We start from the raw sequence: 19,094 nt of genomic DNA on the forward strand, positions 1-19,094 counted from the left end.
CAGGCCGGACATATGGATGCAAGCGATCCGATCAATCCCAGAAAGCTCTTGTGCCACGGGGGCCGTCCACATATGGGTCCCGGCCTTCGCCGGGACGACGAGCTAGGCCTTACCTTCCCATCGCCAGCGCGATCAGGCCGAGCGTGCCGACGATCACGCGCCACCAGGCGAAGAACGTGAAGCCGTGGCGGGTGACGTAGTTGAGGAACGTCTTCACCACGACCATTGCAACGATGAAGGAGACCACGAAGCCGACCGCGATGACGCTGAGATTGTCGGACGAGAAGTCGGCGCGGTTCTTGTAGAAATCATAGGCGAACGCGCCGACCATGGTCGGGATCGCGAGGAAGAACGAGAACTCCGCCGCCGAGCGCTTGTCGGCGCCGAGCAGCATCGCAGCCACGATGCTGGCGCCGGAGCGCGACACGCCGGGGATCATCGCCAGGCACTGCGCGACGCCGATCCAGAAATACATCAACAGCGGGAACCGGGTCGCGTCGTCCTCGTACACTTTGAGATCGAGCTGATCGACCCAGAGCAGGACGGCGCCGCCGACGATCAGCGTGAAGCAGACCACCCACGGATTGAACAGGAATTCCTTGATGTATTTGCCGGCGATCAGGCCGATCACGACGGCGGGCAGGAACGCCACCAGCACGCCGATGACGAAGCGGCGGTCGTCGGGATTGGAGAACATGCCGAGCGCGACGCGCCACAATCTGGTGAAGTAGAGCGCGAGGATCGCAAGGATCGCACCGAGCTGAATCAGGATCGCGAAGCTTTTCCAGAAATTGCCTTCGCCGAGATTGAAGAAGCGTTCCGCGAGCAGCAGGTGGCCTGTCGAAGAGACCGGCAGGAACTCCGTGACGCCCTCGACGATGCCGAGAATCACCGCCCGCAGCATATCCGTCATCATGATCTGATCTGCCCTGTGTGGAAAACCGAATTCTTCTCGCTTATTCGCAGATAGGCCGCAATCGCAAAGAATCGTCAAACAATGGGTTACCCGGCCGATTTGCTGGGCTATAGCGTTTTTGTGACCCGCACCATCTGCGGGGGTGGCTACCGGTTTGCGTGCCGACGCGACATAGAGACGAGCGGAACTGGTCTGGCCAAATCACAGGTTCAGGTCACACAGGTTGATGGTTTCTTAAGCGCCACGACACTACCAAGGGCTTCATGTATACGCTGTATCACCATCCGTTCTGTCCGCATTCGCGCTTCATTCGCCTCGTGCTCGGCGAGTATGGCCTCGATCTGCGCCTGGTGGAGGAACGGGTCTGGGAGCGGCGCGAGGCGTACCTCGCGCTCAATCCGGCGGCCAACACGCCGGTGCTGATCGCCGAGGGCTTTCCGCCGATTCCGGGGGCGCCCGTGATCGCCGAATATGTCGACGAGACGCATGGTCTCGATGCCGGCGAGCGTCGGCTGCTGCCGACGTCTTCGGCCGAGCGCGTCGAGGTGCGCCGGCTGATGGCGTGGTTCAACGAGAAATTCTTCGAAGAAGCCTCCAACCCGCTGGTGACCGAGCGGATCTACAAGCGCTTCATGAGCGAGGACAATGGCGGCCGGCCCGCCGGCCCCCGACATCATGCGCGCCGCCAAGGTCAATGTGCGCTATCATTTGAACTATATCGGCTGGCTGGCGAAGACGCGGAACTATCTCGCCGGCGACCGCCTGACCTACGCGGATCTCGCCGCCGCGGCGCACCTCTCGGCGATCGACTATCTGGGCGACGTGCCATGGAGCGAGGACGACGCGGCAAAGTCGTGGTACGCGCGGGTGAAATCCCGCCCGTCGTTCCGCCCGCTGCTCAGCGAATGGCTGGCGGGGGTGCCGGCGTCGCGCACCTATGTGGACCTCGACTTCTGAACCGGGCGGTCAGGCTCTCTCCGTCCGATCTCAAGGAAGCGCTTGGGCGCGAGGCGCGCGCGCTCGGCTTCGATGCCATCGGCTTTACCGATCCGGATGCGACGCGCGCGGCCGGACAATATTTTTTGGAATTCCTCGGCTCCGGCGGCCATGGCGAGATGGACTGGCTCGCGGCCAATCCGGAGCGGCGCACGGACCCACGCGTGCTGTGGGGTGGCGTGCGCTCGATCATCATGCTCGGCGTCAATTACGGGCCCGACGACGATCCGCTCAACATTCTCGCGCGCCGATCGCATGGCGCGATCTCGGTCTATGCGCAGGGCGACGACTATCACGACGTGATCAAAAAGCGGCTGAAGATTCTGGCGCGCTGGCTCGCCGCGATGACCGGCGACGAGGTGAAGGTGTTCGTCGACACCGCCGCTGTGATGGAGAAGCCGCTGGCGCAAGCCGCGGGCATCGGCTGGCAGGGCAAGCACACCAATCTGGTGTCGCGCGAATTCGGCTCGTGGCTGTTTCTCGGCGCGATCTATTCCGCCACCGAGCTGCCGCGCGATGAGGACGAAGCCGATCATTGCGGCAACTGCCGCGCCTGCCAGGACATCTGCCCGACCGCGGCGTTTCCTGCCCCCTACAAACTCGATGCGCGGCGCTGCATCTCGTATCTGACGATCGAGAACAAGGGCCCGATCCCGCACGAATTCCGCAAGGCCATCGGCAACCGCATCTATGGCTGCGACGACTGCCTCGCGGTGTGTCCGTGGAACAAGTTCGCGATGGCGGGACGCGAGCAGAAGCTTGCGGCGCGCGACGCGTTGCGCGCGCCCGCGCTCGCCGATCTCGCGCGGCTCGACGACGACGCGTTTCGCGCGCTGTTCACGAAATCACCGGTCAAGCGCATCGGCCGCGACCGCTTCATCCGCAATGTGCTGATCGCGATCGGCAATTCCGCCGATGCAAGTCTCGCCGCCGAAGCGCAGCGCTTGCTCGACGATGCGAGCCCGCTGGTGCGCGGCGCTGCGGTGTGGGCGCTGTCGCAGCTGATCGCCCACGATGCGTTCGCGGCGCTGGCGTCACGGGCCGGTGGCGAGCCCGACCTCACGGTGCAGCAGGAGTGGCGCGCGGCCGCCTCTTGATTTCATCGCGCCGTTCCCGTCATGGTCGACAACCATGACAAACCAGCCCTTCTTCACCAGACATCGCGACGGCTTCATGCCGACGTCAGTTGCGAACGGACCGTGGAGCCCGGAATCGATGCACGGCCGCGTCGTGATCGGCCTGCTCGGCTTCGTCATCGAGGAGCGCCACGGCTCCGACGACTTCGTCCCGGCACGGCTCACGGTCGACATGTTTCGGCTGCCCAACATCACGACGCCGGTCGAGGTCACGACCAAGCTGGTGCGCGATGGGCTCCGCATCAAGGTGATCGAGGCCGAGTTCGTCTCCGGCGGCACCAGCATGGCGCGCGCCTCCTGCCAGATGTTGCGCAGGACGGAAAATGCACCCGGCAGTGTGTGGTCGCCGCCGAACTGGAAGGTGCTGGCGCCCGCGGAGATCCCGAAGCCGGCCGATCCGAGGCTCGGCATGAACGGCAAATGGGAGACGCGGCCGATCATCGGCCACATGGGCTCGCTCGGCGAGCGCAGGCTCTGGATGAGCGAAGTCCGCGAGCTCGTCGCGGGCGTGAAGATGACGCCGTTCGTCCATGTCGCGACCGGCGCGGATTTCGCCAGCCCCTTCGCCAATGCCGGCGACCAGGGCCTCGGCTACATCAACAGCGACGTCACGATCTATCTGCATCGTTTGCCGGTGAGCAACTGGATCGGCTTCGAGGTCGTCAATCATCACGCCACCGACGGCATCGCGATCGGCGAATGCTGGCTCTATGACGAGCAGGGCCCGATCGGCACGTCTACCGTGGCGGCGCTAGCCCAGCGCAAGCCGATGAGCAATCCGCCGCCGCCCTAACCGTCATTCCGGGGCATCGCGCAGCGATGAACCCGGAATCCATCGGGCCACAGAGACGCACGGAGAAATGGATTCCGGGTTCGCGCTTCGCGCGCCCCGGAATGACGAGGGTGAGAGGCGATTACATCAAATGCCGCTTCATCTCCGGCCGCGCCCGCAGCGCGGCGCCCTGCTTGCCGACGATCTTCGCGATCCGCTCCGGCGCGAAATTCAAATCGACGAAGGCGGGCGCGGTGTTGGCGACCTCGTGATAACATGTGATCTTGCCGTCACGCAGCCGCATGATCGCGACGCCCTCGAACATCGCACGCGCCCCGTTTGCCTCCGGCAAGGTCGAGCGGTAGCTGAACGTGTAGCGCGCGTAGAGCGTCGCGCCGTCGGAGACCGGATCGTGCATGACCCAGCGGAAATCGGTCGCGGTCCGGTAGAACCAGTCGTCGATCATCTCGGCGATTTTGGCGTGACCCTCGAACGCGCCATAGAACACGTCGTGGTAGACGCCGTCCTCGGTGAAGAGGTTTGCGAAGGCCTTGCCGTCGCGCTGTTCGACCGCGTCGCAGAATGCGCGCAGCATGCTTGTTGTATTATCCATTGGCTTCTCCCTTTAAGGAGAGCCTAGCCGATCTCCGCCACCGCGGCGATGATCCGCGCGATGTCCTGCGGACGCGACAGGCGGTGATCGCCGTCCTGGATCATGGTCAGCACCACGTCCTCGGCCGGCAGCCGGTGCACCAGCGCGAACGCATGCTTCCACGGCACGTCGGGATCCTGCGCGCCCTGCAGAATGCGTACCGGACAGCCGACGTCGATCTTGCTGCCGAGCAAGAGGTGGTTGCGGCCCTCCTCGATCAGATTGCGGGTGATCGGATAGGGCGAGCCGTCGCCATATTCGGATGGCCTGAGCCAGACGCCCTTGGTCTCGATCTCGGCGCGGATCTCCGGCGAGAAGCCCTTCCACATCAATTCCTCGGTGAAGTCGGGCGCCGGTGCGATCAGCACGAGACCGGCGAGTTGCGCCTTCGCGTTCCCGCGACGCATGATCTCGCGCGCCAGCAGCAGCGCCATCCAGCCGCCCATCGAGGACCCGATCACGACCTGCGGCCCGCGGCAGAACTGCGAGAACATCGCGACGCTCTCCTCGAGCCAGCGGCCGATCGTGCCGTCGGCGAACTCGCCGCCGGATTCGCCGTGGCCGGAATAGTCGAACCTGACGCAGCTGCGGCCATGCTCGGCGGCCCATGCATCGAGCGCGATCGCCTTGGTGCCGGTCATGTCGGACTTGAAGCCGCCGAGCCAGACCAGGCCGGGGCCACTCCCAGCCCGGGCACGCACCGCGATCCGGCGTGCCCCGCGGCCCTCGCCGACCTCGATGAACGCGGGTTCCTGCTCGGATGTGGCGGTTTGGCTCATGGTTTGGTCACTCGCGTGTCAGATGTCCGCTTTTCAATCGTCGCGCGGCAGCGGTCAACGGCAGCAGGCCCGCCTTGCAGAGCAGGCGCGCCCGCTATATGTGCCGGGCGTGGCCAAAATGCCTCGCAATTGACGGTTTTGCCGCGTAAAAGAGCGAGTTCGCTTGCCCGTCGCAGCGTCTTGCTTCAAAATATCCGCCTTCCCTTTCACAACTTTGGAGAGTTACCCATTCGCCGTCCCAATAGAGCCCCGCCCACAGTCGCAAAAGACGGGCCGCGCACCAATGATGAGATTCGCAACGCGCAGATCCAGCTGATTGATTCAGATGGTGTCAACCAGGGCACCGTCGAAACCATGGTGGCCATCAAGATGGCCATGGAAGCCGGCATGGATCTCGTCGAGATTTCGCCGAACGTCAGTCCCCCGGTCTGCAAGATCATGGACTACGGCAAGTACAAATATTCCGCGCAGAAGAAGGCCGCCGAAGCTCGCAAGAAGCAGAAGGTCGTCGAGATCAAGGAGATCAAGCTCCGCCCGATGATCGACGATCACGACTATGACGTGAAGATGCGCGCGATGCAGCGCTTCTTCGAGGAAGGCGACAAGGTCAAGATCACCTTGCGCTACCGCGGTCGTGAGATGGCGCACCAGGAGATCGGCACCAAGCTCTTGGACAAGGTGAAGGCCGACGTTGCCGAGTTCGCCAAGGTCGAGCAGGACGCGAGGTTCGAAGGCCGCCAGGTCGTGATGGTGCTGGCGCCGCGCTAATTCGAGTTTGTCGCTTTGCTAAAAATGGAGCAGCCCGTCAGACCCTCTGGCGGGCCGTTTCGTGTCTGGGGGGCTCCATTCGGGCTACGGTTCCGTAGTTTAGCTACCTGAAACGTTGCAAAACCGCCGATCCTCTGTCATAAGCCGGGCCTTCGTCGCCCGGCTGATCAAGGGCTGCCGTGGCGACGTCCAGTGCAGGTTCTTTCAATTCGGAAAAAACCATAGCACTTTCAACGCTCTAACGAGCATTTTAGCCGACCGAACGCCTCTTTGGGCGATATTCGTGTTGGGCGACAGGAGAGCTAAATGCCCAAGTTGAAGACCAAGTCGGGCGCTAAAAAGCGCTTCAAGGTGACTGCCACTGGCAAAGTCATGCACGCCCAGCGCGGCAAGCGCCACGGCATGATCAAGCGGACGAAGAAGCAGATCCGTCAGCTCCGCGGCACCCGCGTGCTGTTCAAGACCGACGGCGACAACGTCAAGAAGTACTTCTTGCCGAACGCCTGATCGCGCTCATCTGCTTGAACCCGGCCGCGCCTGGCGCGGCGCCCCGTCACTTCTTCTAGATCTCAAGGATTTCCGTCATGTCTCGCGTCAAACGCGGTGTGACCTCTCACGCCAAGCACAAGAAAGTCTTCAAGGCCGCCAAGGGCTATTACGGCCGCCGCAAGAACACCATCCGCACTGCCAAGCAGGCCGTCGAAAAGGCCGGCCAGTACGCCTTCCGCGACCGCAAGCGCAAGAAGCGCACCTTCCGCGCGCTCTGGATCCAGCGCATCAACGCCGCGGTCCGTCCGTTCGGCATGACCTACAGCGTGTTCATCAACGGCCTCTCCAAGTCGGGCGTCGTGGTCGACCGCAAGGTGCTGTCGGATCTCGCGATCCACGAGCCGGTTGCGTTCCAGGCGATCGCCGAGAAGGCCAAGGCCGCGCTGGCTGCCTGATCCTAGCGGGCCTTCTGGCCCGCTTTCAGCGCCTTCTGCGAATAGCGCTGGGCGACCTGCGCCCGGCAGAACGCCGTAAACGAGATGTACATGGTGCCGGATTCATTCCGGTACTTGCGGTCGCAGACCTGCATCTCGTGCTGATACGCCCGCTTCGGCGCACCCTTGAGGCCGGACAGGAAGTCCGCCTCGCATTTCTTCTCTACGACAGCACCGAACTGGACGTCTCCGCTGGCGCCGTATTCGCACGCCTCGAAGATCTTCATCGCGCGGTTGCAGCTCGGCGCCTTCTCCAGCACCGCGATGATGTCGTCCATCTGGGTCGATTTGGCGGGACATTCCTCGGTCGCGGCATGCGCCGTGCCGAGCATGAACAGGACCGCTGGCACGGCCAGGCAAGATCGCAGCAACATCGCTTGGGTCTCCTTGAACTCCCCTTGGGTAGCCCGACCTCCGCGCGGGGTTCAATGCCGCCGGCCACAAGCCCGAAATGACCGGCTTTTTGCTTGACGTTACGGCCTTCGGGCGGCGACAACCCAGCCGAATTTTGGCGCATGGTTCGGAAGCCGGTTCTTCCCGCCGGATCATGCTCAGCGCAGGAATTGACCGTGTCCGACCTCGCAACGCTCGAAACATCCATCCTCGACCAGATCGCCTCGGCCGCTGACGAGCCCGCCCTCGAGGCGGTGCGCGTCTCGGCGCTCGGCAAGAAGGGCTCGATCTCGGCCCTGCTTGCCACCCTCGGCAAGATGTCGCCGGAGGAGCGCAAGACCGAGGGCGCCAGGATCAACCTCGCCAAGAACGCGGTGACGCAGGCGCTCGCGGCCAGGCGCGATGTGCTGAAAGCGGCCGCGCTCGATGCACGCCTTGCCGCCGAGACCATCGACGTCACGCTGCCGCTGCGCGAGACGCCGGCGGAGACCGGCCGCATCCATCCGCTGAGCCAGGTGTGGGACGAGCTCACCACGATCTTCGCCGACATGGGCTTTGCGGTCGCCGAAGGTCCCGACATCGAGACCGACGACTACAACTTCACCAAGCTGAACTTCCCGATCGGCCATCCCGCCCGCGAGATGCACGACACCTTCTTCTTCAATCCGAAGGAGGACGGCTCGCGCATGCTGCTGCGGACCCACACCTCGCCGGTGCAGGTGCGCACCATGCTGACCCAGAAGCCGCCGATCCGTGTGATCTGCCCGGGCCGCACCTACCGCATCGACTCGGATGCGACCCACACGCCGCAATTCCACCAGGTCGAAGGCCTCGTGATCGACAAGGGCTCGCATCTCGGCCACCTCAAGTGGATCCTGCACGAGTTCTGCAAGGCGTTCTTCGAGGTCGACCACATCAACATGCGGTTCCGGCCGTCGTTCTTCCCGTTCACCGAGCCCTCGCTCGAGGTCGACATCCAGTGCCGCCGCGACAAGGGCGAGATCCGCTTCGGCGAGGGCGAGGACTGGATGGAGATCCTCGGCTGCGGCATGGTGCACCCGAACGTGCTGCGCGCCTGCGGCATCGATCCCGACGTCTACCAGGGTTTTGCCTGGGGCATGGGCATCGACCGCATCGCGATGCTGAAATACGGCATCGCCGATCTCCGCCAGCTGTTCGAGAACGACATCCGCTGGCTCAACCACTACGGCTTCAAGCCGCTCGACATCCCGACGATCGCGGGAGGATTGAGTACGTGAACTTGGACTTCGTTCCCACCGTGAAGGCCCCCACCCTAACCCTCCCCCGCAAGCGGGGGAGGGAATGGATAGGACTCGCTCAAGTGGATACGAAGACTCCATCGCCGCGGATGGTCGGGCTCCCTCTCCCGCTTGCGGGGGAGGGCTGGGGTGGGGGTCTGTCCACAATGGGGCTGCCGATGGTCGATCCCGAACATCCGGATTGGAAGGTGTCCGGTACACTCCGGTCCAACGCCCGCGCACTTCGCAAGAACTCGACCGATGTGGAGCGAATGCTTTGGTCGGCGCTGCGCGGCAATCGCCTGAACGGCGCAACCTTCCGTCGACAAGTGCCGATCGACAACTACATCGCAGATTTCGTCTGCCATGCCGCAAAGCTGGTGATCGAACTCGACGGCGGCCAGCATTCTTCAGACCAGGGCGAACGCGCCGATGCCGCGCGCTCGGCCGTCATCGAAGCGAGAGGCTTCAAAGTGCTTCGCTTCAGCAATCTCGATGTCATGACAAACCGAGCAGGCGTCCTTGAAACAATCGCCGCTGCCATTGCGGAGAGAGCCCCCACCCTGACCCTCCCCCGCAAGCGGGAGAGGGGACCGGAGAAGTCATCGTCATGAAGTTCACCCTCTCCTGGCTGAAGGAACATCTCGAGACCGACGAGCCGCTCGACAAGCTCGCCGACAAGCTCACCATGATCGGGCTCGAGGTCGAGAACATCGAGGACAAGGCGAAGGCGCTCGCGCCGTTCACCATCGCGCGCGTGATCTCGGCCGAGCAGCATCCGAATGCCGACCGGCTGCGCGTCTGCATGGTCGACACCGGCGACGGCGGCACGCCGGTGCAGGTGGTGTGCGGTGCGCCGAATGCGCGTGCGGGGCTGATCAGCGTGTTCTCGCCGCCCGGCACCTACATCCCGGGCAAGGACATCACGCTCGGCGTCGGCACCATCCGCGGCGTCGAGAGCCGCGGCATGCTGTGCTCGGCGGCCGAATTGCAGATCTCCGAAGACCACGACGGCATCATGGAATTGCCGGCGGACGCGCCGCTCGGCAAGGGCTATGCCGACTGGGCCGGGCTCGGCGATCCCGTCATCGAGATCAATTTGACGCCGAACCGGCAGGACTGCACCGGCGTGCACGGCATCGCGCGCGATCTGTCCGCCGCCGACATGGGCAAGTTCAGGGAACCGGGCATCAGGCCGATCAAGGGCGAATTCCCCTGCCCGGTTCAGGTGAAGGTGGAAGACGCCGCGCTGTGTCCGGGCTTCGCGCTGCGACTGGTGCGCGGCGTGAAGAACGGTCCGTCGCCGGAATGGCTGCAGCAGCGGCTGACCTCGATCGGCCTGCGCCCGATCAACGCGCTGGTCGACATCACCAACTTCATGACCTACGACCGCGCGCGTCCGCTGCACGTGTTCGACGCCAAGAAGGTTAGGGGCAACCTCACCGTACGCCGCGCGAAAGACGGCGAGACCCTGCTCGCGCTCGACGGCCGCACCTACACGCTCGACAGCAACGTCTGCGTGATCGCGGATGAGCACGGCGTCGAGTCGCTCGCCGGCATCATGGGCGGCGAGGCCTCGGGCTGCGACGACAACACCACCGATGTGCTGATCGAATCGGCGCTGTGGAACGAGATCAACATCGCGCAGACCGGCCGTAAGCTCGGCATCAATTCGGACGCACGCTACCGCTTCGAGCGCGGCGTCGATCCGGCCTTCATGGTGCCCGGGCTCGAGCTCGCGACCAAGCTGGTGCTGGAGCTGTGCGGCGGCACGCCGTCCGAGAACGTCGTGGTCGGCAAGCAGTTCGGCGAGGATCGCGTGGTCGATTTCCCGCTCAGCGAGGTCAAGCGTCTCGCCGGCATCGAGGTGCCGCTGGTCGAAGTGAAGCTGATCCTGACCCGGCTCGGCTTCATGCTCGCCGGCAACGGCCCTGTGGTGAAGATCGCGATCCCGTCCTGGCGCACCGACGTGCAGGGCAAGGCCGACATCGTCGAAGAGATCGTGCGCATCGTCGGCGTCGACAAGGTGCCGATGACGCCGTTCGATCGCGGCGAGGAGCCGCGCAAGCCGGTGCTGACGCCGATGCAGCAGCGCACCCGCCGCGCCAAGCGCGCGCTCGGCGTCCGCGGCATGGTGGAGGCCGTGACCTGGTCGTTCATCACCAACGACGCGGCAAAACTGTTCGGCGGCGGCCAGAGCGAGCTGGTGCTTGCCAACCCGATCGCGGCCGATCTCTCCGACATGCGGCCGAGCCTGCTGCCCGGCCTCGTCGCGGCGGCTCAGGCCAACATCAACCGCGGCTATCCCGATGTCGCGCTGTTCGAGGTCGGCCAGGTGTTCCGCGGCGACAGACCCGAGGACCAGCTCGTGGCTGCCTCCGGCGTACGCCATGGCTACGCCTCGTCGAAAGGCATCGGGCGGCATTGGACCGGCTCGGCCACGGCGGACGCGATGGATGCCAAGGCCGATGCCTTCGCCGTGCTGGCGGCCGCCGGCGCGCCGATGCAGGCGCTGCAGATCGTCCCGGGCGGTCCCGCCTGGCTGCATCCGGGGCGCTCCGGCACCATCCAGATCGGCCCGCAGAACGTGCTCGGCACCTTCGGCGAATTGCATCCGCGTGCGGCCGAGGCGCTCGGCGCCGACGGCCCGATGATCGTGTTCGAGGTGATCCTTGATCGCGTCCCGCAAGGCAAGCAGCGGGCGACGCGCGCCAAGCCGGTGCTGGAGCTCTCGGCGTTCCAGCCGGTGTCACGCGACTTCGCCTTCATCGTCGATCGCAGCGTCAAGGCGGGCGACATTGTCCGCGCGGCGCAGAATGTCGACAAGGAGCTGATCACCGACGTCACCGTGTTCGACGTCTATGAAGGCAAGGGCATCGCTCCCGACAAGAAGTCGATCGCAATCGCGGTGACGATCCAGCCGCGCGAGAAGACGATGACCGACCAGGAGATCGACACGATCGCCGCCAAGGTCGTCGCCGAGGTGACGAAGAAGATCGGCGGCACGCTGCGGGCGTGATGTCGACGCAGACGATGGATTGCTCCCTCGCCCCGTTCTTACGGGGAGAGGGTTGGGGTGAGGGGCTTTCTCCACGTGTACGGTGATAGTTGCTCCCCCTCACCCGAAATTCAAGCTGTGCTTGAATTTCGACCTCTCCCCGCAAGCGGCTATCAGATTCACACATTCTGAAGCCTTAGATTGGCGCCGTATTTGATGGCGTGGAACTTGGCAAGGCCGATGCGGATGACTTTGGGACCCGGCTTGCCGTAGTAGCCGGTCCAGCCGCCGAGGCGTGCGATGACCCAAGCGACAAAGGCCAGGGATCCCTTCGGGTGCGGATTGCGTTGCCGCTCGGTCTTGCCTTCGAGCCGGGCGGAGACGGCTTCGAGGATGGGTTGGTCGTCTGGCTCGAAGGCATCGCTCAGGAGCTGATCCGTGTTGCCGTCGCGGGCCTGGACGAGTTGCTTGATGGTGATGGCCGCAACGGCTGCAGCAGCGACGAAGTTGATCATGGCCTGCGGGTCGCCGATATCGGCTTCCTCTATATCGAAGCCTGCCGTCTTGAGCGTACGGAAGAACTCCTCGATCACCCAACGCGTCCGGTAGAAGCCGACCACTTGACGCGCGTCGTTCAATGTAGCGACAGCGTGGGTAGTCAAAAGCCGCCAATGCACAGGTGCGCTACCGTCTTTCGGCTCCGATACCTCGCGGACATCGACCAGCGTCAGGTGAGCCGTCTCGGGCAACGTCGGATCGGCTCCATGGAGCGGCCGGCATACGGCCACCGGCGCGAAGCGCACTGCGAACTCGGTATCGCGCGCGCGCCGTCCTGGTGCGGCGGGGACCGTCATGGCAACGCGCCCTTGTTCGGCCTGGGCGTCGATGAAGGTGAACAGCAAATCCGGGTCTTCTTTCGGCCCCCTCGATCCGCCGATTCTGGCAGGCCCTCACAACCAATTCGACGTTTTGCGGACGCTTCACGAACAGTTCGTAAAAGTCGCTTTCGCGGTCCGATACCATCGTGACGCTGGCCGCCGCAGCCAGTACCTCACCCGCCCGTTCGCTGCTCTCGATCCATCGTTGCGATTCCTTAGCCGCCGTCGCCCGCTTGCGCCGTGGTGCCAACTCCTCTCGGTTACGGTTCCAAACCTGCATCGAGACCAGACCGAGCAACCCTTGCGTCTCGGCCTCTACCGCCAGTGCCACATGCAGCAACAAACCCGCGGCATTGCCTTTGGCGACCGGTCCGTAGCATTGTCGCGACCGCCGGCCGCCCAAGATCAATTCCGACGTGTCCTGTGCGACAACAACATGCCGACCAGCCGCTCGCTGCCCGGTGAGGTCTCCGGCATGCCGTGACATCTCTGCGGCCGTCACCGACGGATTGTGAAGAAGCCGGCGAAACTGCATCTCGCCCCGCACGGTCCTCACCGAGGCGGCGGATGCACGAGCCAGGTCGGGCCACCAGCGCCGCATGCAGCCGCGCCCCCCTTTTTCCAGGCGACGATCGCCAAATCGTCCCAGTCCATATGCCACCCCGGCCATCAAAACCTCCACCGGCTTGCCTACCGATAGAGAATCCCGCTTTACCGCTAGAGCATGATGTGTTTATACGGAAACGTACCCTGAATTTTTGAGATAGTTGGCGCACTCCTCCTTGGAGAAGACGTCGAGGAGTTCGCCGACCTTGCGCCAAGTCGCTTCGACATCACGCGGCTGCGCGGCTCGCATCAGGTGTTTGAGCTTGGCGAAGACCTGCTCGATCGGATTGAGGTCGGGGCTATAGGGCGGCAGGAAGAGCAGATGGGCTCCTGTGGCGCGGATGGCGTTGCGCGCCGCCTTGCCCTTGTGACTGCCGAGATTGTCGAGAATGACGAGTTCACCCTTTGCGAGGGTCGGCGCCAGCACCTGCTCGACATAGAGGGTGAAGAGCTCGCCATTGATGGGGCCGTCGATGACCCATGGCGCGCTGATCCGGTCGTGGCGCAGCGCCGCGATGAAGGTCATGGTCTTCCAATGGCCGAAAGGCGCAGACGCCTGGAGACGTTGCCCACTCGGTCCCCAGCCTCGCAGCGGCGCCATGTTGGTTTTGATCCAGGTCTCGTCGATAAAGACCAGGCGCGAGGCGTCGATCCTGCCCTGATGGGTCTTCCAGCGCGTCCGTTTACGCGCGATATCGGGACGATCTTGTTCGGCCGGCAGGATCGTTTTTTTTGAAGCTCAGCCCTTCGGCATGGACGAACGTCCACACTGCCCGCACGTCGGTCTTGATCCCGCGCGCAGCCAGTTCCTGCGTCAGCTTCCGCAAAGTGAATGGGCCGGAGCGAATGCGTTTGCGCAGCCAGTCGGCATTGGTGCCGGACAGAACCGGCTTCTTGTGACCGCCGATCTTGCCGGGAGAAACGCCTCCGGTCTCCCGCCGCAGATTCTTCCACTTTGTCACACAGGAAGGACTGATCTGAAGCGCTTCTGCAATCGAACGCACGGTCTCGCCCGCGTCAGCCCGCGCCAGAGCGAGTTCACGAAGATCTTCCGAATAGGGTCGCGTCATCCATGCTGGCCCCCGTTCCAGCATGGAGTTTGAATCAGAAATTGTCCCTTCTGGGAATCCCGATTCCGGCAAAAAACAACATGCTCTAATCGCAACCCAGATGTGTGAATGCGATAGCCGCAAGCGGGGCGAGGTAAGTGACGCCTCCCATGACCTCCCTCACCCTCCTCCCCTCCGACATCTCGACCGGCATCGCACTTGCGATCTGCGCGATTGCGTTCGTGTCGGGCACGGCGCGCGGCTTCTCGGGCTTCGGCTCAGCACTGATCTTCATGCCGCTCGCAAGCAGCGTGGCGGCGCCGAGGCTGGTGGCGGCGCTGCTGCTGATCATCGACTTCGTTGCGGCGGCGCCGCTGCTGCCGAACGCCTGGACCCATACCGACCGCAAGGCGACCGCGGTCATGGTCGCCGGCGCGCTGGTCGGCGTTCCCGTCGGCACCTATTTCCTGACGGTGCTCGAGCCGGTGACGACGCGCTGGATCATCTCCTGCTTCGTCGCGGCGCTGCTCACGCTGCTGCTGTCGGGCTGGCGCTATCACGGCAAGGATCACGCCGCGCTCTCGATCGGCGTCGGCGGCCTCTCCGGCTTCTGCAGCGGCCTCGCGCAGACCGGCGGCCCGCCGATCGTCGCCTATTGGCTGGGACGCCCGATCTCGTCGGTGATCTCGCGCGCCAACATCGTGCTGTTTTTCGGCGCCTCGGATTTCTTCTCGCTGGTCAGCTACTGGTTCACCGGATTGATCACGATCGAATCGGTCAAGTTCTCGCTGATCGTCGGCCCGATCTACGGCATCGGCGTCTGGTTCGGCGCTTCGCTGTTCGGCAAGGCCAGCGAGCAGGTATTTCGCGCGATCTGCTACGGGCTGATCGCGGCGGCCGTCATCGTCGGCCTGCCGGCGCTTGATGGCATTTTGCGCGGCGGCTAGGCGGACGCTGAACCACCTCGCCCCGCTTGCGGGGAGAGGTCGGATTGCGTAGCAATCCGGGTGAGGGGGCTCTCCGCATACTGACGTCTTTCGAATTTGCGGCGCCACCCCCTCACCCCTCCCCGCAAGCGCGGGGCGAGGGAGAAGAAAAGGGGAGGAACACCATGATCGATCGCCGCAATGCATTGAAACTGGCGCTCGGCAGCGCTGCCATGCTCGCGGCACCGGCGGTGCGCGCGCAGGGCACAAGGGCGCGCACGCGGATCGTGTTCCTCGGCACCAAGGGCGGACCGCGGGTCGGCATCGGCGCTTCCAATCCAGCCAATCTCGTCGTCGTCAACGACACGCCGTTCGTGATCGATTGCGGCATGGGAGTCAGCCGGCAGCTGGTCAACGCCGGCGTGCCGATCCCGTCCGTGAAGTACATCTTCATCAGCCACCACCATTCCGATCACAATCTGGAATACGGCAATTTGTTCTACAACGCCTGGGCGGCCGGCCTCTCGACGCCGATCCATTCGTTCGGTCCCAAGGGCATCGAGGCGATGACCAAGGAATATTGGGAGCTGAACAAGTTCGACGTCGAGACCCGGATCGCGGACGAAGGCCGGCCCGATCCACGCAAGCTGCTGATCGCCAAAGACATCACCGACGACGGCGTGGTGCTGAAGACGCCTGACGTCACCGTCACGGCGTTCCGCACGCCGCATCCGCCCATCGTCGACAACTTCGCCTACAAGTTCGAGACGCCGGATGGCACGATCGTGTTCTCCAGCGACACCGCCTACAATCCGAAGCTTGCCGAGTTCGCTAAGGGTGCCGACGTGCTGGTGCACGAATGCCTGTACATTCCCGCGGTCGATCGCTTGGTGGCGAAGACCAGAAACGGCGCGACGCTGAAGAAGCATCTGCTCGACAGCCACACCTCGACTGAAGACGTCGGCCGCATCGCAGCCGCCGCCGGCGTGAAGACACTGGTGCTGAGCCACTTCGTCCCCGGCGACGACCCTGATGTCACCGACGACGACTGGACCAGGGACGTGAAGACGAATTTCAAGGGCCGGATCGTGGTGGCCAAGGATCTGATGGAGCTGAAGCTGCCGGTGTGAGCTCCCTTCGTCATTCCAGGGCTCGCGAAGCGAGAACCCCGGAATGACGGGAGGAGAGAGCGGCTACCCGAATCTCTGAGTTGCCCGACGGCGACGGGGATGGGCGGCTCAGGTGGCGCCACAGACTCGCCGTCGTCCCTGCGAAAGCAGGGAGATGGAGTCACGTTTGAAGTGCAACGGTTGATTTGAGTTTGGAGAATGCCTCGGCGGGGGTCTTGAAGTCGAGGCACTTGCGTGGGGTATCGTTGAGGCGCTGAGCGAGGCGCCTGAGGGCAGCTGCCGTGATGAACCTGAGGTCAGTTTTGCGTGGCAGAGAGCGTCGTAAGCGCCCGATGGAGTTTTCCACGCCGCCTTTTTGCCAGGGACTATGGGGATCGCAGAAGAAGGTTTGGACGCCGAGGGCGTTGTGAAGCCTGTGATGCTCGGCGAACTCGGTTCCGTTGTCGAAGCTGATGGTTTTACGGATCGCCTGTGGAAGCTTGCCGAGTTGACGGGCGATGGTCCGAGCGGTGAGGACAGCTTTCCGATCGCGTGGGTGCAGCACGATGCTGAAGCGGGTTTGTCGCTCGTGGAGAACCAGCAATCCTTGGCCATATCGCGCGAACAGCATGAAGTCGGCTTCCCAATGACCCGGCGTCCCGCGGCCTTCGACCTCGGAGGGGCGTTCATCGATCGAGCGCCGTTGTTTAATGAAGCCGGCAGGGCTGCCGCCTGGGCGTCGCCGGCGCCCTCGTCTGAGTTTATGGCGCGGCAGCAGGCGGTGCCAGTAATCCTTCTGGGCCGTACGATGATAGATGAAACGATAGATTGACTCGTGGCTGATCATGACGCGACCATGTTCTCGCGCCAGTCGACCAGCGATCTGCTCCGGCGAATGTCCCATCGCAAGGCTTTTGCCGACGCAGTCCCGCAGGGCCGGCTGGCGCGCCAGCTTGAAGCGGCCATCCTGCCGTCGCCGACATTCGGCCAATTGTTGAGCCCGGACCGGTTCGTAACCGCCCTTCCAGACCTTGGTAGGCCGCGAGTTGCGCTTCAGCTCCCGACTTATCGTCGACGTCGCGCGGTCAAGCGCAGACGCAATATCGTTTTGAGATTTACCGCCTGCATGCAGGCGGTAAATCTCAACGCGCCCTTCAAGGCTGAGCTGGCCATAACATTGTCCCATCGCCACAACACCCTAGCAGGTGTTGCACTTGTGTCGTGAACCCAAGGGACCCATAACCACGAATGGTGATGGTTACGCAATGCTCGAACGACGAGTCGCGTTCACACAACAGCGGCCGCGGAGTATGGGTCCCTGCGTTCGCAGGGACGACATCTGTCGTGCGGCAGCGCTCTACCCACACTCCACCAAGCTGCCTGATCTCACCCAGCCATCAATTCATCGGCCCGGCGGAGCGAGGCGCGCGGCGCTTGTGTTTTGCGGCGGGCGCTGCGGGCTCCGGCGTCGCATCCTTCACCCCCCCGATCCTGCGCAGCGCGGCGTCGGCGGCGCGCTCGCCGCTTTCCCAGGCGCCGTCGACCGTGCCCCACAGCGTGTCGTGCGTGGCCTCGCCCGCGAGATACATCGCGCCGATCGGCTCGGACAGGATCCTGCGGGAGAATTGCGCGCCGGGGACTGCTGCCGACATCGCGCCGAGAATGAAGGGCTGTGCATTCCAGCGCGTCGCGCTGATCTTCTTCACGGCAGCGCCGACCTCGCTGCCATAGAGCTTGGTCAGCCATTCCACCGCGAAGGCGGACATCGCCTTCTCGCCCTGCGCGGACAGGTCGCGGCCGAACGAGCCTGCAACGTCGATCGTGCACAGCGAGGAGCCCGCGATATTGCCGTAGAGCAGCGCCGTCCTGGTCGAATTGCTCTGCTCGATGATGACGTCGTCGCGCGACAGCCCGAGCGGATTGCCGGGGATCTGCAACGCGATGCGATCGTAGCTGCCGAGGTTGAGCTTGGCAGCGGCGTCGAGCGTGCGCTTCGGAATCTCGGGCGCAAACTTGATATTGCCGCTCGCGAGCACGTTGCTCGACACCGTGACGATGGCGGCGCGCGCCGTGATCTTGCCGGAGGGCGTCTCGACCATCACGTCGCGATTGCTCCACAGGATGCGCTGCGCGGGCGTCGACAGCGCCAGCGGAAGCTGCTCGCCGAGCTTCGCGATCAGCGCACCGAGCCCCTGCCGGCAGGCGATCGCTGTGTTGCGATCCTGCGCGCGCACCTTGTCGACGGCCGAAAGGTCCTTCAGATCCTTGCCGCTGAAATTGGCGCCGAGCAGGAATTCCGCAGTGCCGGCCCAATCGCCGAGATCCTTCGGCATTGCCGCGGCGCAGGCGATATCGGCCTTGCGCGAGGCGTCGTCGATGGCGCGATTGGCGCGCACCAGCGCCGCCAGAAACTCCTCGGTCTCGCCGGGGCGGGCGTAGCGCCGGCCGATGCGAATCTTCTGGCCTGCGGGCGCGGTGACGATGTCGAGGCCCGCGGAGCGCGCCAGCCGGATCATCGGATTGGTTTCGGGATTGTGCATCCAGCGCGCACCGCGGTCGAACGGCACGTCGAAGGTCGATGCATCGGTCTGGCAGCGCCCGCCGACCTGGCCGGACGCCTCCACCACAATCACCTTGCGGTTCGCGGCAACAATCCGTCGCGCCGCGGCAATGCCCGCGGCACCCGCGCCGATCACCACGATGTCGGCCTCGCGCGGCAGCGGCGCAGCGACAACCCGGCCGCCCAGCACGGGCGCCAGCGCCAGAGCTGCGGACGCCGACAGGAAATCGCGGCGGGTCACTGTCATGACATAGCTTCTGGCATGGTTTCCGGGGACTTGCAGAGAATGGGAACGCTTCGCGAACTGTGCCGCA

General features: G+C 64.2%; 19 protein-coding genes and 1 pseudogene. 12 read left to right on the forward strand and 8 right to left on the reverse strand.

The features are described from left to right. Positions 1-109: 109 nt before the first annotated feature. On the reverse strand, positions 110-916 hold the full coding sequence (locus tag ACVWW1_RS30085) for an undecaprenyl-diphosphate phosphatase (protein ID WP_097671347.1): 807 nt from the start codon (positions 914-916) through the stop codon (positions 110-112). A 263-nt stretch (positions 917-1,179) separates the two neighbouring features. On the opposite strand from ACVWW1_RS30085, the pseudogene ACVWW1_RS30090 reads away from it, so the two are divergent. The 3 genes and pseudogenes from ACVWW1_RS30090 (at position 1,180) to ACVWW1_RS30100 (ending at position 3,841) form a co-directional block, all read left to right on the forward strand. Then, a pseudogene (locus tag ACVWW1_RS30090) lies at positions 1,180-1,873 on the forward strand (glutathione S-transferase family protein). Further along, positions 1,822-3,009, forward strand: coding sequence for a tRNA epoxyqueuosine(34) reductase QueG (queG, locus tag ACVWW1_RS30095; protein WP_456658384.1), 1,188 nt, complete (start codon positions 1,822-1,824; stop codon positions 3,007-3,009). Before ACVWW1_RS30090 ends, queG begins: the two are co-directional and overlap by 52 nt. Before the next feature lie 34 nt (positions 3,010-3,043). Further along, positions 3,044-3,841: an acyl-CoA thioesterase domain-containing protein gene (locus ACVWW1_RS30100; protein WP_456658385.1), complete on the forward strand. Its 798-nt coding sequence runs from the start codon at positions 3,044-3,046 to the stop codon at positions 3,839-3,841. Between the two features lie 121 nt (positions 3,842-3,962). On the opposite strand, the gene ACVWW1_RS30105 is transcribed toward ACVWW1_RS30100, so the two are convergent. Together ACVWW1_RS30105 and ACVWW1_RS30110 are read right to left on the reverse strand one after the other, a co-directional pair. Further along, positions 3,963-4,433 (reverse strand): nuclear transport factor 2 family protein, encoded by a 471-nt coding sequence (locus ACVWW1_RS30105; protein WP_456658386.1) that lies wholly within the window; start codon positions 4,431-4,433, stop codon positions 3,963-3,965. A gap of 23 nt (positions 4,434-4,456) precedes the next feature. After that, positions 4,457-5,251, reverse strand: a complete 795-nt coding sequence (locus tag ACVWW1_RS30110; RefSeq protein ID WP_456658387.1) for an alpha/beta hydrolase — start codon at positions 5,249-5,251, stop codon at positions 4,457-4,459. A gap of 228 nt (positions 5,252-5,479) precedes the next feature. Between ACVWW1_RS30110 and infC the strand changes: the two genes are divergently transcribed. The 3 genes from infC to rplT all read left to right on the forward strand — a co-directional run bounded on the left by infC (position 5,480) and on the right by rplT (position 6,963). Next, a complete protein-coding gene (gene infC, locus ACVWW1_RS30115) occupies positions 5,480-6,019 on the forward strand; it encodes a translation initiation factor IF-3 (RefSeq protein WP_092126381.1) in 540 nt (179 codons plus the stop codon). A gap of 306 nt (positions 6,020-6,325) precedes the next feature. Then, the gene (rpmI, locus tag ACVWW1_RS30120; protein ID WP_008539890.1) at positions 6,326-6,526 is read left to right on the forward strand and encodes a 50S ribosomal protein L35; all 201 of its coding nucleotides are present in this window, start codon (positions 6,326-6,328) and stop codon (positions 6,524-6,526) included. A 77-nt stretch (positions 6,527-6,603) separates the two neighbouring features. Further along, entirely contained in the window at positions 6,604-6,963 is a 360-nt protein-coding gene (rplT, locus tag ACVWW1_RS30125; RefSeq protein ID WP_029081033.1) for a 50S ribosomal protein L20, read from the forward strand. Positions 6,964-6,965: 2 nt separating this feature from the next. Here rplT and ACVWW1_RS30130 read toward each other — a convergent pair whose 3' ends face one another. Beyond that, the gene (locus tag ACVWW1_RS30130) at positions 6,966-7,376 is read right to left on the reverse strand and encodes a hypothetical protein (RefSeq protein ID WP_456658388.1); all 411 of its coding nucleotides are present in this window, start codon (positions 7,374-7,376) and stop codon (positions 6,966-6,968) included. A 195-nt stretch (positions 7,377-7,571) separates the two neighbouring features. Here ACVWW1_RS30130 and pheS point away from each other — a divergent pair, with 195 nt between their 5' ends. From pheS to pheT, 3 genes are all read left to right on the forward strand, one after another. Beyond that, positions 7,572-8,654, forward strand: a complete 1,083-nt coding sequence (pheS, locus tag ACVWW1_RS30135; protein WP_456658389.1) for a phenylalanine--tRNA ligase subunit alpha — start codon at positions 7,572-7,574, stop codon at positions 8,652-8,654. A 179-nt stretch (positions 8,655-8,833) separates the two neighbouring features. Further along, complete coding sequence (locus ACVWW1_RS30140; protein WP_456658390.1) at positions 8,834-9,268, forward strand: endonuclease domain-containing protein; 435 nt, start codon at positions 8,834-8,836, stop codon at positions 9,266-9,268. After that, complete coding sequence (gene pheT, locus ACVWW1_RS30145) at positions 9,265-11,673, forward strand: phenylalanine--tRNA ligase subunit beta (RefSeq protein WP_456658391.1); 2,409 nt, start codon at positions 9,265-9,267, stop codon at positions 11,671-11,673. Before ACVWW1_RS30140 ends, pheT begins: the two co-directional genes overlap by 4 nt. Positions 11,674-11,831: 158 nt before the next feature. Here pheT and ACVWW1_RS30150 read toward each other — a convergent pair whose 3' ends face one another. Next, positions 11,832-12,554, reverse strand: a complete 723-nt coding sequence (locus tag ACVWW1_RS30150) for a transposase (RefSeq protein ID WP_456657698.1) — start codon at positions 12,552-12,554, stop codon at positions 11,832-11,834. Here ACVWW1_RS30150 and ACVWW1_RS30155 point away from each other — a divergent pair. After that, positions 12,538-13,014, forward strand: a complete 477-nt coding sequence (locus ACVWW1_RS30155; protein ID WP_456658392.1) for a hypothetical protein — start codon at positions 12,538-12,540, stop codon at positions 13,012-13,014. The two genes, ACVWW1_RS30150 and ACVWW1_RS30155, sit on opposite strands and share 17 nt — an antisense overlap. Before the next feature lie 249 nt (positions 13,015-13,263). On the opposite strand, the gene ACVWW1_RS30160 is transcribed toward ACVWW1_RS30155, so the two are convergent. Next, a protein-coding gene (locus ACVWW1_RS30160) for an IS630 family transposase (protein ID WP_456655323.1) occupies positions 13,264-14,206 on the reverse strand; the annotation gives its coding sequence in 2 pieces (ribosomal slippage) (positions 13,264-13,869 and positions 13,871-14,206; 942 coding nt in all). A 149-nt stretch (positions 14,207-14,355) separates the two neighbouring features. On the opposite strand from ACVWW1_RS30160, the gene ACVWW1_RS30165 reads away from it, so the two are divergent. Beyond that, on the forward strand, positions 14,356-15,132 hold the full coding sequence (locus tag ACVWW1_RS30165) for a sulfite exporter TauE/SafE family protein (protein ID WP_456658393.1): 777 nt from the start codon (positions 14,356-14,358) through the stop codon (positions 15,130-15,132). Between the two features lie 164 nt (positions 15,133-15,296). After that, complete coding sequence (locus ACVWW1_RS30170; protein ID WP_456658394.1) at positions 15,297-16,241, forward strand: MBL fold metallo-hydrolase; 945 nt, start codon at positions 15,297-15,299, stop codon at positions 16,239-16,241. Between the two features lie 160 nt (positions 16,242-16,401). On the opposite strand, the gene ACVWW1_RS30175 is transcribed toward ACVWW1_RS30170, so the two are convergent. Together ACVWW1_RS30175 and ACVWW1_RS30180 are read right to left on the reverse strand one after the other, a co-directional pair. Further along, a complete protein-coding gene (locus ACVWW1_RS30175; RefSeq protein WP_456658395.1) occupies positions 16,402-17,406 on the reverse strand; it encodes an IS30 family transposase in 1,005 nt (334 codons plus the stop codon). 211 nt (positions 17,407-17,617) lie between these two features. Next, complete coding sequence (locus tag ACVWW1_RS30180; RefSeq protein ID WP_456658396.1) at positions 17,618-19,027, reverse strand: flavin monoamine oxidase family protein; 1,410 nt, start codon at positions 19,025-19,027, stop codon at positions 17,618-17,620. Positions 19,028-19,094: the final 67 nt, after the last annotated feature.

Source organism: Bradyrhizobium sp. JR3.5, from assembly GCF_054057015.1.